Source organism: Falsochrobactrum shanghaiense, from assembly GCF_003149535.1.
Taxonomy (GTDB): Bacteria; Pseudomonadota; Alphaproteobacteria; order Rhizobiales; family Rhizobiaceae; genus Brucella; species Brucella shanghaiense.
The window spans coordinates 275,599-288,142 of sequence record NZ_QGDB01000005.1 but is presented as its reverse complement, the minus strand read 5'-3'; the positions used below and the strand labels follow the sequence as shown (position 1 = coordinate 288,142).

Here is a 12,544-nt window from a genome sequence, read left to right as displayed (position 1 = left end):
CCGCAGGGCCGGTAAGCCGGTAAATTGCAAACTTATATCTTTACACACCCATAAAGGCCCTTATTCTGCGCGCTGATTTGACCGGTGCGGATATTGATTGAATGAATGATGAAGTTGTCTCGGATGAGAGGCCGCCATTATCCAATTTTGCGCGACAGCTGTTGCAGTTTCTGGATCGGGTGGAATATCGCCGCGTCGTGCATATGGAGGATCTCGAAGCGATCGGCCAGTTGCGCTATCGTTCCTATCGGACCCGCAATGTCATGCATGAAGCGGAAGTGCCGCTCATTATTGATGATATTGACCGTGACAGTCATGCATTCGTCTATGGCATCTATATAGACGGGCAATTGGTGAGCACGCTGCGCATCCATTACATCACGCCCGATCATCGGCGGGGAACGAGCCATGCGCTGTTTCCCGATATTCTTGATCCATTGCTCAATAGCGGCATGAGCTTCATTGATCCAACGCGCTTTGCCGCCGATCCTGAACTTCTGCGCGAATATCCGGCCACGCCATATATAACGTTGCGCATTGCGGCCATGGCGTCGGAATATTTCGAGGCGGATCAATGTCTTGCTTCAGTCAAACCCGAACATATGGCGTTCTATAAGCGTATTTTCGGCACGAATGTCATTGCGGAAGCGCGTGAGCATGAAGGTTACGGCATCCGGGTCGGCCTGGGGGCGGCACCAATTCGCAATATTCGCGATGCGGTGGCGATTCGCTTCCCCTTCTTCAAATCGCAGCCTCATGAGCGGCGAGCAATGTTTGGTGGTATCGACAAGGGTGCGGCCCCGCTGACGATCCTGCCCACGGCAAAATATACAGGACTTGGCGTTTAGAGCACGAAAGCGGGAGCCTGATCGGGATTGGGGGGCTGCGACAAAGAGCCGGACAGTAATGGCCGGACTGGAGCGCTTGCGCATTGAAGGTTGAAGATCTTTTGTCTAAGAATATGGAAAAGATCTGAATGGGTGGAACTAAAATGGCAGAACATCACACTACGGCTCCGGCTGAACTTGGCGCTTCCATGGATTATGCCGAGCACGAAAAAACCTATGCCGGTTTCAGCATAGTGATCAAATGGTCCACGATAGCGCTTGCTGCGCTTATGATTGCCATGGCGTTCGGCTTTTTTGTAGGCGGGTTTTTCTCCGCCACTATTGTCTTCATTCTTGTCTGCGTTGCTGCCTGGTTCGTTCTTTAAGGGCCTGGTCAGAAATACTCCGTAAGATTTGATGGAATGCCTTGGTATGGGTGCGGGTGTTGCCGCATCATGCCGGGGCTTTGTGCGTGACATTTATATGAAATTTTAATCGGGTCTCTTGGGGGAGATCCTGAATTGTACCCGCCCGCATGGGTGGAGCAAGCCACGAAAGGGAAACCAGTTGGCCCAGACTATATTCATTCCTAAAGAGAGTGATCCCAGCGAGACCCGCGTTGCGGCATCAGCAGAGACGGTGAAGAAATTCATCGCTCTGGGTTTTGATGTCGTGGTGGAAAAAAGCGCTGGTGAAAAATCGCGCATCATCGATGCCGAGTTTTCAGCAGCCGGAGCGCGTATAGGCACGGCAGCCGATGCCAAATCGGCCGACATCGTGCTGAAAGTTCGCCGCCCCACCGATGCGGAACTCAAAAACTACAAATCCGGTTCGGCACTATTCGCCATGCTTGATCCCCACGGGCATGACGGTGCCGTAGCGGCTCTCGCCAAGGCGGGAATATCGGCCTTCACCATGGAATTCATGCCGCGAATCACGCGCGCGCAGGTGATGGATGTTTTATCGTCGCAGGCCAATCTCGCCGGTTATCAGGCCGTTATCGATGCTGCGGAAGAATATGATCGCGCGCTGCCGATGATGATGACGGCGGCAGGCACCGTGCCAGCAGCAAGGGTCTTTGTCATGGGAGCCGGCGTTGCCGGGCTTCAGGCAATCGCGACAGCGCGCCGCCTTGGCGCGGTCGTGACTGCAACCGATGTGCGGCCTGCTGCAAAGGAACAGGTTGCTTCGCTTGGCGCAAAATTCATCGCGGTCGAAGACGAGGAATTCAAGGCTGCGGAAACATCAGGCGGTTACGCCAAGGAAATGTCGAAGGAATATCAGGCCAAACAGGCGGCGCTGGTGGCCGATCATATCGCCAAGCAGGATATTGTCATCACCACAGCCCTTATTCCGGGGCGTCCTGCGCCGCGCCTCGTGACCAGGGAAATGGTTGCGGCCATGCGTCCGGGTTCGGTTCTGGTCGATCTTGCGGTCGAGCGCGGCGGCAATGTCGAAGGGGCTGTCGCCGGTGAGGTCGCCGATATTGGCGGAGTGAAGATCGTCGGCCATCTCAATGTGCCGGGCCGAATCGCCGCAACGGCATCGCAGCTTTATGCGCGCAATCTGTTCGCCTTCCTCGAAACACTGGTCGACAAGGAAACGAAGAGCTTTGGCTTCGACCCGGAAGAGGAACTGGTAAAGGCGACGCTGCTCACCCATCAGGGCAAGATTGTCCATCCGGCTTTTGAAAAGGTTGCGCTGGACGCTGCTGGCGGAGCGGAGGCCAAGGCTGAAAAACCGGCTGCAAAGCCAAAGACCGCACGCAAGCCAGCGGCGAAAGCACCCGCGAAAGCTCCCAAAACTGCGCCCAAGACGTCCGCTGACGGAGGAGAGGCATAATGGCCGACACAGCACTCGAAAAAGCTCTTGAGAGCCTCAATCAGGCGGCGGACGCCGTAAAACAGGCTGCTGAAAACGCGGGCGGTCTTGGCGATGCTGCCGCTGCGGCGGCTCATGCCGCGACTGGCGGCGCGGTCGATCCATTCGTCTTCCGCTTTGCCATCTTCATTCTGGCGATCTTTGTCGGATATTATGTGGTCTGGTCGGTGACGCCCGCGCTCCACACGCCGCTCATGGCCGTTACCAATGCCATTTCATCCGTCATCGTCGTCGGCGCGTTGCTGGCCGTCGGCCTGTCGCTGAGCGGCTGGGCAACCAGCTTCGGTTTCATCGCGCTCATTCTGGCGAGCGTCAATATTTTTGGTGGCTTTCTCGTCACCCAGCGCATGCTCGCCATGTACAAGAAAAAAGAAAAGTGAGGCTGAACCATCATGAGCATTAATGTTGCAGCCTTCCTCTATCTGATTTCCGGCGTGCTGTTCATTCTGGCGCTGCGCGGACTGTCGCATCCGACCACAAGCCGTCAGGGCAATATGTTCGGCATGGTCGGCATGGCCATCGCCATCATCACGACGCTTCTGCTGGCGCGTCCGAGTTTTGGCGGTCTGGCGCTGATCGTCATCGGTATTGCCATTGGCGGCACTATCGGCGCCGTCATCGCACGCCGCATCGCCATGACCGCGATGCCACAGCTTGTTGCAGCCTTTCACTCGCTGATCGGCCTTGCGGCGGTTCTGGTTGCAGCCGCGGCAATCTATTCGCCGCATTCCTTCGACATTGGCGAAGTCGGGCAGATTCACGCGCAGGCACTGATCGAAATGTCGCTCGGCGTCGCCATCGGTGCGATCACCTTTACCGGCTCGATTATCGCGTTTCTCAAGCTTGATGGCCGCATGTCCGGCAAGCCGATCATGCTGCCGGGACGTCACATCATCAATGCGGCGCTGGCGATTGCCATCGTCTTGCTGGTGGTGGTGCTGGTCAATACCGAAAGCCATTTCGTGTTCTGGCTGATTGTCGTGCTGTCGCTCGTCTTCGGCGTGCTGATCATTGTGCCGATCGGTGGTGCGGATATGCCGGTCGTCGTGTCCATGCTCAATTCCTATTCAGGCTGGGCTGCGGCGGGCATTGGCTTCACGCTTGGAAATCTGGCGCTCATCATCACTGGCGCGCTGGTCGGATCGTCGGGTGCGATTCTTTCCTACATCATGTGCAAGGGCATGAACCGGTCGTTCATTTCGGTCATTCTCGGCGGCTTTGGCGGGGATAGTGCCGTTGCCGGAAGCGGCGAAGTGGAGCAGCGCCCTGTCAAACAGGGTTCTGCCGACGATGCCGCCTTCATCATGAAGAACGCCTCGAAAGTCATTATCGTACCGGGCTATGGCATGGCGGTGGCGCAGGCGCAGCATGCGTTGCGTGAAATGGCCGACAAGCTCAAGGCGGAGGGCGTGGAGGTCAAATATGCGATCCATCCTGTCGCCGGGCGTATGCCGGGCCATATGAACGTGCTTCTGGCCGAGGCCAATGTGCCTTATGATGAAGTGTTCGAGCTTGAAGACATCAATTCGGAATTTGCCACCGCAGATGTCGCCTTCGTGATCGGTGCCAATGACGTGACCAATCCGGCAGCGAAGACCGATCCGCAATCGCCGATCTTCGGCATGCCTATTCTGGATGTCGACAAGGCCGGAACGGTTCTGTTCATCAAGCGCGGCATGGGCTCAGGCTATGCCGGTGTCGAAAATGAGCTCTTCTTCCGCGACAACACAATGATGCTTTTTGCGGATGCCAAGAAGATGGTGGAGAGCATTGTAAAAGCTCTGGACCACTAAAAATAAAAGAAAGGGCGGTTTTCGAGCCGCCCTTTTCGATTGGATAATTAGTTGTAGAGCGGTTCCCGTTTAAACGGAATCGTTGGAACCGCTCTATCTATTTGTTTTTACGCATTATCCAACGCAAAACCGCTTCGCACTTTTGCTGGAAATGCTCAGTTCAGCCGTAGATCATCTTGTCCTGCAAAGCGCGCAGCTCGGCAATCTTCGAGCCGGGTTGCGGGGCAGCATTTGCATAGGTAATGAGTTCGCCTTTTTTGATGGGGGCGGTGACTGTGCCATTCTGAAGAAGACCGCAGGGAACGGCCTGTGCGGCGCGGGCCTCGGTCGTTGTCATGATCCAGGAACGATAGCAATATTGGCCAATGGCATCGAGATGTTCGCCGGGCTGCATATCTTTCTTTGCGACGGCGCAGACCTCAGCAACGGGCCTTGGCAAAGGCACCATATCGGTCTTGCCATGCAGGACGACGCGGGCGACCGTGAGCGGCACTTCAAGCGATGTCAGGTGATAGGGGCGGTGAAACGTGAAATAGGGGCCCTTGCCGATCTTGAGGTCTTCCAGACGCTCGATCAGGCGGGGGTGGTCCATTTTTGCGACGACGAAAACGCCGGGCGAAACGCCCTTGCCGATCGAATAATCCACGACGCCGCTTTTGGTCAGAACGCCGCCATCCTGCTGCGGAATCAGTGTTCCGCTTAATTCGTCGATGGCAGCGCGCGGCCCATGCATGCCCGCAATATCGGGCACAAGTCCGGTCGCGTTGGCAATCGCCGCCATTTCAACCATGGTCTTGGAGCCATCCACGAACTCGACCAGCAGGCGCACATTCATGTTTCGCCGGTCTGCTTCTTCCTGATAGTCATCGGGGATCGCATCGAAATTGAGCGGATTGTTCTTGCCCTTGCCAGCGGAAACCACCTCATAGCCCAGAGCGGAGACAAATTCGATCAGCTCCATGCAGGATGAAGGTTCATCGCCCGCGCCCAGCGAATAGACGACACCATGCTTATCAGCCTGCGCCTTCAGATAAGGCCCGATGGTGACATCGGCTTCGACATTCATCATGACGAGATGTTTGCCGTTCTCGATCGCCTTGATGCCGGTCTGTGCGCCCACTTCCGGGATGCCGGTTGCGTCGATTATGACATCGATCAGCGGATTGGAGAGAATCAGTTCATTGTCGTCGGTAACGGCAATCTTGCCGCGCTCGATAGCGCTGGTCATCGCCGCTTCATTGGAAGCTTCGAGTGCGTGATCCTCTTCGCCATAGGCGACATGCACGGCCTTGAAAGTATTTGGCAGGCGTCGGGCGGAGAGCGCGCCCACTTCGATGCCGGGCATGCGCGCGACCTGCGTGACGATGTCGGTTCCCATTTCGCCTGCGCCGATAAGGCCGATGCGGATAGGCTTGCCGGTTTCCGCCCGTGCTGCAAGATCGTGTGCAAGGCCGACCAGCGCCACATTTGTCGTCATGAAACTCTCCGCAAAATCCGTGCATCGTCATAATGCGATAATTTTGTCACGCTCATGTTGATAAAGATGCGTAATGAACAAACAGTCTCTATATCAAGCCAGTTGGCCGCGCATCCCAAATCAGCGCGACAAAATAAGCATGCTGCCGGAGTTTTCATGAACAGTGTATCCCCCTTCGATCTCGTCATCTTTGATTGCGACGGTGTTCTCGTCGATAGCGAGCCGCTTTCCTGCCGGGCTTTCGAGCAGGTCTATGCCAATCACGGGATGGTGTTGCCCGAAGGAATCGTCGCCAGCGGCATCGGCATGAAGCAGGCCGATATTATACGGATGATCGAGGAGAGGACAGGCCACCGCCTGCCGGATGGCGCGGATGCGCATTTCTGGCCGGAAACGAAGCTGTTGTTTGCTCAACAATTGCAGCCCACCAAAGGCATTGCAGATTTTCTGCAATTGCTTGCGGATAAGCGCTGCGTTGCATCGTCATCGCAGCCCGAACGGATCGCTTTCAGCCTGAAGAAAACCGGAATCGAGCATCATTTCGGTGAGGCGGTCTATTCGTCCAGCATGGTGAAGCGCGGCAAGCCTGCGCCAGACCTGTTTCTGTTTGCAGCAGAGAGAATGGGCGTCGATCCTGCGCGCTGCGTGGTGATCGAGGATTCGCCCTTTGGCATCGAAGGGGCTGTTGCTGCGGGGATGACGGCATTCGGCTATATTGGAGGCAGCCATACTTATGAGGGGCATGCGGAAAAGCTCGCTTCCAAGGGCGCAAGCCGCGTTTTTGCCCATTGGGACGATATAGCGAGGGAAATACTGGTTACGGCTTGAACGGCGGTCTTGCCGTGTCGCTCCTATCGGGTAGAAGTTAATTCCCAGAGCAGTTCAGCAGAAAGATTCATGGAATGAAAGACGCAATTACGCTTGACCAGTTGCGCCAGGCGATCGGCACGGAAGTCGGATGTTCCGAGTGGCGCGAAGTCACGCAGGCGATGATAAACCAATTTGCGGATGCAACGGACGATCATCAGTTCATTCATGTGGATCCGGAACGCGCCGCTCGGGAAACGCCCTTTGGCGGTACGATTGCGCACGGCTTTCTGACGCTTTCCCTGCTGTCGACGCTTGCCTTTGAAGCCTTGCCGATGCTCGAAGGGGCCACGATGGGCATCAATTACGGTTTCGACAAGGTGCGCTTCATGTCGCCGGTCAAAACCGGCTCACGCGTCCGTGCGCGTTTCAAACTGGCGAATGCGGATATTCGCCCGTCGGGCCGGGTGGTCAATCACTATGATGTGACGCTGGAAATCGAGAATTCGCTCAAGCCGGCGCTGACCGCGACATGGCTGACGATTGCCGTGGTCGAGCCGCCGCAAGCATAATTTCCCGCCTTACGGATTTTGCAGCCGCCCTTCGTCATCCAGAGGGGCGGCTTTGTCTTTATGGGTGGTCATCAGATCGCGGAAGAAGAAAGGTCCGTGCAGGAACATGCAGAAGTCGTAGAAATTCTTCTTTTCCGCGCCTCGTAGAAAAAGAAGATGCATCAGGAAGAAGTTGCCCTTGGAGCGTCTGTAGCGATTTGCGCTATGCACATTCTTGAAGCGGATACGATGGATAAGCGGCGGGTTAGTGGTCGTGATCTTGAGCGCTTTCGCCGGGTCAGAGCCATAAAAATGGATAATATCCGTCAAAACCTGAAATTCGGACCACAGGACGGGGCTTTCGTTCAGAACCACACGCACATCTTCGCGCAGGGATTTCGCCCTGGGATGCAAGGCGATCATCAAAAGGCATGAGCCGATGGCGAGCAGCGAAACAGGCTGCTTTTGCAGAAGTTCGGGCCGTTGGCGCTGCACGTCGGCGAGCGCTTCGATAGCGGGCACGGTCCCAAGACTATGGCCGACGATGATGACTTCATCCGCATCGGTCCTGACAAGCTTGTCTATAAGCGCTTGCGCAAAAGCCTCTCGCCGCTGGTTCAGCTTTTCGTTGTGATGGTGGATACGGTCATAGGCTGCGGACCAGTCATCGAGAAGATAAGACATAAACATCTTGTCGCCGGGGCGGCGGACAAGCAGCATGGCGCCTGCAATGGCCAGCGGGCCGGACCATAAAAGGTGCCAGAATGACAGGCCCGCAAGCATAGGGGCTGCGGCCACGAGCGCTGCTACGGCGAGCAGGGCGAGAGAAAGCAGAAAGGGCCACATAAAGAACAGCACGAAACGCCAGCTCGTCATCAGGTAGCGCCAGAGCGTGCCGGTGAAAAGAATGTTCATGAAGGCGCGAAAGCCCGTGAACATGCGCGCGGGCGTTGAACGTGCGGCATAATCATCGAAAATATCCGCCGTGCCGAACTGGCAGAATTCAGTCTCCGTCTGCCAGCCATTGCCTCGTGTATTGGCCTGCAGGCTGCCGCAATCGTCCGGCTCGTCGGTCATGGGGGAAAGCTTCGTTTTCGCGTTCCATAGCCGGTCGAAATCCCGCAAGGCTTGTGCGTGGCGAATACGCACTGCTTTGGGATGCAGCCCTTCATAGCCGGTAAATTGGATAATGAGTCGTTTGCGAAGCATGATTGGACTAAAAGATTCGAGGAATGCCGGGCGTTTCCCATGGGGAAAAATTGTGGCTGAAATGCGCGGAAGAGGCGTGCTGCATAGCCTATCCAAAGCCCGCCAGCCATCATAAATAGCAATTGCGCCATTATTTATCTGCAACGGTCGCCAAAATTGTATCTTGAGGTGGACAGCGAAGGGCCAATCTGATAATAGCCACGACCAATTTGCAGCGTTTTCGTTGCGAAGCTTGGGAGCCCTTGGGGGTTATCCGGTTGACTCAATTAACCGGAAACCGTTAAGAGACCCCCGACCGCTTCAGGCTTAACCGAAATTCTAACCGATAACGGGATTACACGTGCAGGTACTCGTCCGCGATAATAATGTTGATCAGGCTCTCCGCGCTCTCAAGAAGAAGATGCAGCGCGAAGGTATCTTCCGCGAAATGAAGATGCGTGGCCATTATGAAAAGCCGTCCGAAAAGCGCGCCCGCGAAAAGGCGGAAGCCGTGCGTCGCGCCCGCAAGCTTGCTCGCAAGCGCGCGCAGCGTGAAGGCTTGATCGGCGGCGGTCGTACCGCAGCACGTTGATCGACAAGAGATCGGCGCTGTCCTGGCAGCGTCCTTTTGCTTACCGGTGCGGCTTCTGGCTGGCGCCGGTTTTTGCATTTCCGATTTTTGCAGGGGCGGAATTTGCAGCTTTATTTGGTTTCAGACTTTTATTAAAGTTTAGCGACAGATAGGGAAAATCCTGTAGCCTTACCGGCTATGGATGTGCCTAAATCATCGGGGTGCAAGGTCGCATCAGGCGGGTTTGATCCATAAAGGGCAGTCGGACATTGTCCGCAGTTCCGGCCAGAGAGAGGAACGCAATAATTGCCAATGCGCTTCAAAATGACGTATTCGCCCCGGAAAATCGACGCTGGACATTTTGCCGTGGCGGGGACCGCAACAGCTCGTAACGGGCTGCTGGCTTTGACGGCGGTTCTAGCGTTCGCTATTGCCGGCTGCCAGAGTTCGTCCATCAATACGGCGTTGAGTTCTGTTGACCGTGCGCAAGGATCGACTGAGAATATCAGCTCGCTTACCAGCGTGATCCAGAGCAATCCGCGCGATCCTGAAGCCTATAATGTGCGCGGCTCGGCCTATGGCAAGGCCGGACGCCACCGGGAAGCGCTCAAGGATTTCGATCAGGCCATCGCGCTTGATCCGAACTTCTATCAAGCCTATGCCAATCGTGCGCTCGTCTATCGCTATATGGGCGAGGATAGCAGGGCTGTGCAGGATTATAGCCGCGCTATCCAGATCAATCCGCAATATGATGCAGCTTATATCGGGCGGGGCAATGTCTACCGGCAGGCAGGCCGTCTGGATCAGGCGCTCAATGATTTCAATCAGGCCATTGCACTGCAAACCACGGATGGGCGCGCCTATCATAATCGCGGCCTGATCTATCAGGCCAGAGGCGATCACCGCAGCGCGATCGAAGATTTTTCCAAGGCTGCATCGCTGAATTCGACGGCACCCGAACCCTATAATGGCCGCGGTCTTTCCTATGTGGCGCTGGGCGATTACGATAACGCCTTCGATGATTTCAATACGGCCATTAACCTTGACAAGAGCCTTGCGGAAAGCTGGGCCAATCAGGCGCTTGTCTACGAGCAGCGCGGCGACAGGACGAAGGCTGCGAGCTCCTATGCGCGGGCGGTGCAGCTTGACCCGAAATATCAGCCCGCAAAAGACGGTCTGGCGCGTACGCGCGGCTGAACGTCATATGAAACAGAGCAACGCCGCTTTCCTTTATCGCGGCGCGACATATAATATATCCCATGTCGCTTTTCGATCATATCGGCTTTCAAAGCAGGGATTTGCGTCGCAGCCTTTCATTTTATGAAAGCTGCATGCCCAAGCTTGGACTGGCGGTTATTGCCCATTCCGACAAGGGATTTTTCGTTAGTGGCGGCGAACGCGCGCCCGTGCCTTTCCTATGGGTGCATGGAAAATCGAAAGTTGATGAGGCGAGCGATGCAAGGCCGGGAAACCGGCTGCACCTGATGTTCACCGCAGACAGTCGTGAAGCGGTCGAGGCTTTTCATCGTGCGGCTGTTTCAGGCGGCGGCAAGGAGAGTGACGCGCCATCCTATCAGGGGCCGGTGGAAATGGGCTATTTTGCCGCCCTCGTATTCGATCCCGACGGCAATACGCTGGAAGCCGGTTTTCGCCAGCGTCCCCGTTGATTTCACGCGCGCAGATTGCGTTTGTCGAGGCGGGTCACAAGCCTGTCGCCGATCCATTGGATGCCGCAGACCATGATGATGAGAATGATCACGACGGCAATCATCACATTGGTTTCAAAACGCTGATAGCCATAGCGGATTGCCAGATCGCCAAGACCGCCCGCACCGATGGCGCCAGCCATGGCGGATGCGCCGACCAGCGTGATTACGGTGACGGTAAAGCCTGCAACGAGGCCGGGCAGGGCCTCGGGGACGAGCACTTCGCGAATAATCGTCCAGCGATTGGCGCCCATCGAGCGCGCAGCTTCAATGAGGCCATTATCCACCTCGCGCAATGAGACTTCCGCAATGCGCGCATAATAGGGAATGGCGGCGATGGAAAGCGGCACAATCGACGCCCATGTGCCGATCGATGTTCCCACGATGAAGCGCGTGACCGGGATCAGCGCCACAAGCAGGATGATGAAGGGCACGGAACGAAAGCCGTTGATGAGCGCGCCCAGGATCGTATTGACGGTCAGGTTTTGCGCCAGACCGCCGCGCTCGGTCAGGATCATGATGAGCGCGAGCGGCAGTCCGACCACAAGCGAGATGAGGCTTGAGAAGCCGGTCATGATGATGGTTTCCCAGAAGGAGCGCCAGAGAAGATCAAGCATCGCCTGAGACATAGCCGATTACCTCCGTAGCATCCGCATGGGTCTTGATATAGCTGATAGCGGCCTCCAGTTCGGCGGTGTTGCGCGCGGGAATTGCCACGAACAACGTGCCGACCGGCTCGCCTTGTATGGTGTCCATGCCGCCATGGATAAGCTGCACGTCAAGGCCGGTTGCAGTCTTTATATCATTGAAGAAAGGGCTTTTGGCGGCCTGGCCGGAAAGCTTGACCTGAAGAACGGCACGCCCGCTTCGCTCGCTGACAAGCCGCTCGCGCCATGATGCGGGCAGTTCGGGCGTGAGCACATGCAGCAGGCTTTTTGTCACCGGGGCCTGCGGATTGGCGAAGACCTTCCAGACCGGGCCTTCTTCGGCAATGCCGCCGTGATCCAGCACGATCACACGGTCGGCGATGCGGCGGATTACATCCATTTCATGGGTGATAAGCAGGATGGTGAGACCGAGCTTGGTGTTGATGTCTTTGAGCAGCGCCAGAATGGATTGCGTGGTTTCCGGGTCGAGCGCCGATGTCGCTTCGTCGGAAAGCAGGACCGCAGGTTCGGCGGCAAGTGCACGAGCGATGCCGACGCGCTGTTTCTGACCGCCGGAAAGCTGGGCGGGATAGTGATTGGCCTTGTCGGAAAGCCCGACGAGTTCAAGCAGTTCGGCCACGCGCCTTTTGCGTTCCGTTCGCGGTTGGCCTGCGATTTTCAGTGGCAGGGCGATGTTCTGTGCGACAGTCTTTGCCGAAAGCAGGTTGAAATGCTGGAACACCATGCCGATGCGTCGGCGCAAGGGTTGCAGATTGTTCTCGGTAAGGCCGGAGATTTCTTTTCCTTCGATACGGATGGAACCCGCATCCGGTTTTTCCAGACCATTGATGCAGCGGATCAGCGTCGATTTACCCGCGCCGCTACGACCGATAATGCCAAGAATCTCGCCGCGCGCAACGGAGAGTGAAATATTATTGACCGCCGCCGTCTGCCCGAACATTCGGCGCACGTCTTTCATTTCGACGATGGGACCGGGGGCTGTTTTCGGTGGTTGACTGGTCACGGTGTTTGCTTCTGCTTTGATAAACGACGATGCCGGAATGGTTCCTCAAGGCTGGTTCCAGACCAGTTGAAA

At 56.3% G+C, this 12,544-nt stretch carries 14 protein-coding genes; 10 read left to right on the top strand and 4 right to left on the bottom strand.

The window, feature by feature from the left end:
• Nucleotides 1-101: 101 nt before the first annotated feature.
• The 5 genes from DKP76_RS14335 (at nt 102) to DKP76_RS14315 (ending at nt 4,501) form a co-directional block, all read left to right on the top strand.
• Nucleotides 102-848 (top strand): N-acyl amino acid synthase FeeM domain-containing protein, encoded by a 747-nt coding sequence (locus DKP76_RS14335; protein WP_109707474.1) that lies wholly within the window; start codon nt 102-104, stop codon nt 846-848.
• Nucleotides 849-991: 143 nt separating this feature from the next.
• On the top strand, nt 992-1,213 hold the full coding sequence (locus tag DKP76_RS14330; RefSeq protein ID WP_109707473.1) for an aa3-type cytochrome c oxidase subunit IV: 222 nt from the start codon (nt 992-994) through the stop codon (nt 1,211-1,213).
• A 181-nt stretch (nt 1,214-1,394) separates the two neighbouring features.
• Nucleotides 1,395-2,669: a Re/Si-specific NAD(P)(+) transhydrogenase subunit alpha gene (locus DKP76_RS14325; RefSeq protein ID WP_109707472.1), complete on the top strand. Its 1,275-nt coding sequence runs from the start codon at nt 1,395-1,397 to the stop codon at nt 2,667-2,669.
• Nucleotides 2,669-3,088, top strand: coding sequence for an NAD(P) transhydrogenase subunit alpha part 2 (locus DKP76_RS14320; protein WP_109707471.1), 420 nt, complete (start codon nt 2,669-2,671; stop codon nt 3,086-3,088). Before DKP76_RS14325 ends, DKP76_RS14320 begins: the two co-directional genes overlap by 1 nt.
• 12 nt (nt 3,089-3,100) lie before the next feature.
• Complete coding sequence (locus DKP76_RS14315; RefSeq protein ID WP_109707470.1) at nt 3,101-4,501, top strand: NAD(P)(+) transhydrogenase (Re/Si-specific) subunit beta; 1,401 nt, start codon at nt 3,101-3,103, stop codon at nt 4,499-4,501.
• A 160-nt stretch (nt 4,502-4,661) separates the two neighbouring features.
• Here the strand turns inward: DKP76_RS14315 and DKP76_RS14310 are convergent, their stop codons facing one another.
• Nucleotides 4,662-5,978: a 1-deoxy-D-ribulose 5-phosphate reductoisomerase gene (locus DKP76_RS14310; protein ID WP_109707469.1), complete on the bottom strand. Its 1,317-nt coding sequence runs from the start codon at nt 5,976-5,978 to the stop codon at nt 4,662-4,664.
• A 156-nt stretch (nt 5,979-6,134) separates the two neighbouring features.
• Here DKP76_RS14310 and DKP76_RS14305 point away from each other — a divergent pair, with 156 nt between their 5' ends.
• Nucleotides 6,135-6,806 carry an HAD family hydrolase gene (locus tag DKP76_RS14305; RefSeq protein ID WP_109707559.1) on the top strand — a complete coding sequence of 224 codons (672 nt, stop codon included), beginning with the start codon at nt 6,135-6,137 and terminating at the stop codon, nt 6,804-6,806.
• 74 nt (nt 6,807-6,880) lie between these two features.
• Nucleotides 6,881-7,357, top strand: coding sequence for a MaoC family dehydratase (locus DKP76_RS14300; RefSeq protein WP_109707468.1), 477 nt, complete (start codon nt 6,881-6,883; stop codon nt 7,355-7,357).
• A 9-nt stretch (nt 7,358-7,366) separates the two neighbouring features.
• On the opposite strand, the gene DKP76_RS14295 is transcribed toward DKP76_RS14300, so the two are convergent.
• The gene (locus DKP76_RS14295) at nt 7,367-8,548 is read right to left on the bottom strand and encodes an alpha/beta hydrolase (protein WP_109707558.1); all 1,182 of its coding nucleotides are present in this window, start codon (nt 8,546-8,548) and stop codon (nt 7,367-7,369) included.
• A 337-nt stretch (nt 8,549-8,885) separates the two neighbouring features.
• Between DKP76_RS14295 and rpsU the strand changes: the two genes are divergently transcribed.
• The 3 genes from rpsU (at nt 8,886) to DKP76_RS14280 (ending at nt 10,762) form a co-directional block, all read left to right on the top strand.
• On the top strand, nt 8,886-9,116 hold the full coding sequence (gene rpsU, locus DKP76_RS14290; protein WP_007876315.1) for a 30S ribosomal protein S21: 231 nt from the start codon (nt 8,886-8,888) through the stop codon (nt 9,114-9,116).
• A gap of 303 nt (nt 9,117-9,419) precedes the next feature.
• Nucleotides 9,420-10,292, top strand: a complete 873-nt coding sequence (locus tag DKP76_RS14285) for a tetratricopeptide repeat protein (protein WP_245410239.1) — start codon at nt 9,420-9,422, stop codon at nt 10,290-10,292.
• 62 nt (nt 10,293-10,354) lie between these two features.
• The gene (locus DKP76_RS14280) at nt 10,355-10,762 is read left to right on the top strand and encodes a VOC family protein (RefSeq protein ID WP_109707466.1); all 408 of its coding nucleotides are present in this window, start codon (nt 10,355-10,357) and stop codon (nt 10,760-10,762) included.
• Nucleotides 10,763-10,764: 2 nt separating this feature from the next.
• Here the strand turns inward: DKP76_RS14280 and DKP76_RS14275 are convergent, their stop codons facing one another.
• Nucleotides 10,765-11,430, bottom strand: coding sequence for a methionine ABC transporter permease (locus DKP76_RS14275; RefSeq protein WP_109707465.1), 666 nt, complete (start codon nt 11,428-11,430; stop codon nt 10,765-10,767).
• Nucleotides 11,411-12,427, bottom strand: coding sequence for a methionine ABC transporter ATP-binding protein (locus tag DKP76_RS14270; protein ID WP_109707464.1), 1,017 nt, complete (start codon nt 12,425-12,427; stop codon nt 11,411-11,413). Before DKP76_RS14270 ends, DKP76_RS14275 begins: the two co-directional genes overlap by 20 nt.
• Nucleotides 12,428-12,544: the final 117 nt, after the last annotated feature.

Coding starts and splice junctions, on each gene's coding strand:
- DKP76_RS14335 (WP_109707474.1), top strand. CDS start 102: ATGAATGATGAAGTTGTCTCGGATGAGAGGCCGCCATTATCCAATTTT.
- DKP76_RS14330 (WP_109707473.1), top strand. CDS start 992: ATGGCAGAACATCACACTACGGCTCCGGCTGAACTTGGCGCTTCCATG.
- DKP76_RS14320 (WP_109707471.1), top strand. CDS start 2,669: ATGGCCGACACAGCACTCGAAAAAGCTCTTGAGAGCCTCAATCAGGCG.
- DKP76_RS14315 (WP_109707470.1), top strand. CDS start 3,101: ATGAGCATTAATGTTGCAGCCTTCCTCTATCTGATTTCCGGCGTGCTG.
- DKP76_RS14310 (WP_109707469.1), bottom strand. CDS start 5,978: ATGACGACAAATGTGGCGCTGGTCGGCCTTGCACACGATCTTGCAGCA.
- DKP76_RS14305 (WP_109707559.1), top strand. CDS start 6,135: ATGAACAGTGTATCCCCCTTCGATCTCGTCATCTTTGATTGCGACGGT.
- DKP76_RS14300 (WP_109707468.1), top strand. CDS start 6,881: ATGAAAGACGCAATTACGCTTGACCAGTTGCGCCAGGCGATCGGCACG.
- DKP76_RS14285 (WP_245410239.1), top strand. CDS start 9,420: ATGACGTATTCGCCCCGGAAAATCGACGCTGGACATTTTGCCGTGGCG.
- DKP76_RS14280 (WP_109707466.1), top strand. CDS start 10,355: ATGTCGCTTTTCGATCATATCGGCTTTCAAAGCAGGGATTTGCGTCGC.
- DKP76_RS14275 (WP_109707465.1), bottom strand. CDS start 11,430: ATGTCTCAGGCGATGCTTGATCTTCTCTGGCGCTCCTTCTGGGAAACC.
- DKP76_RS14270 (WP_109707464.1), bottom strand. CDS start 12,427: ATGAAAGACGTGCGCCGAATGTTCGGGCAGACGGCGGCGGTCAATAAT.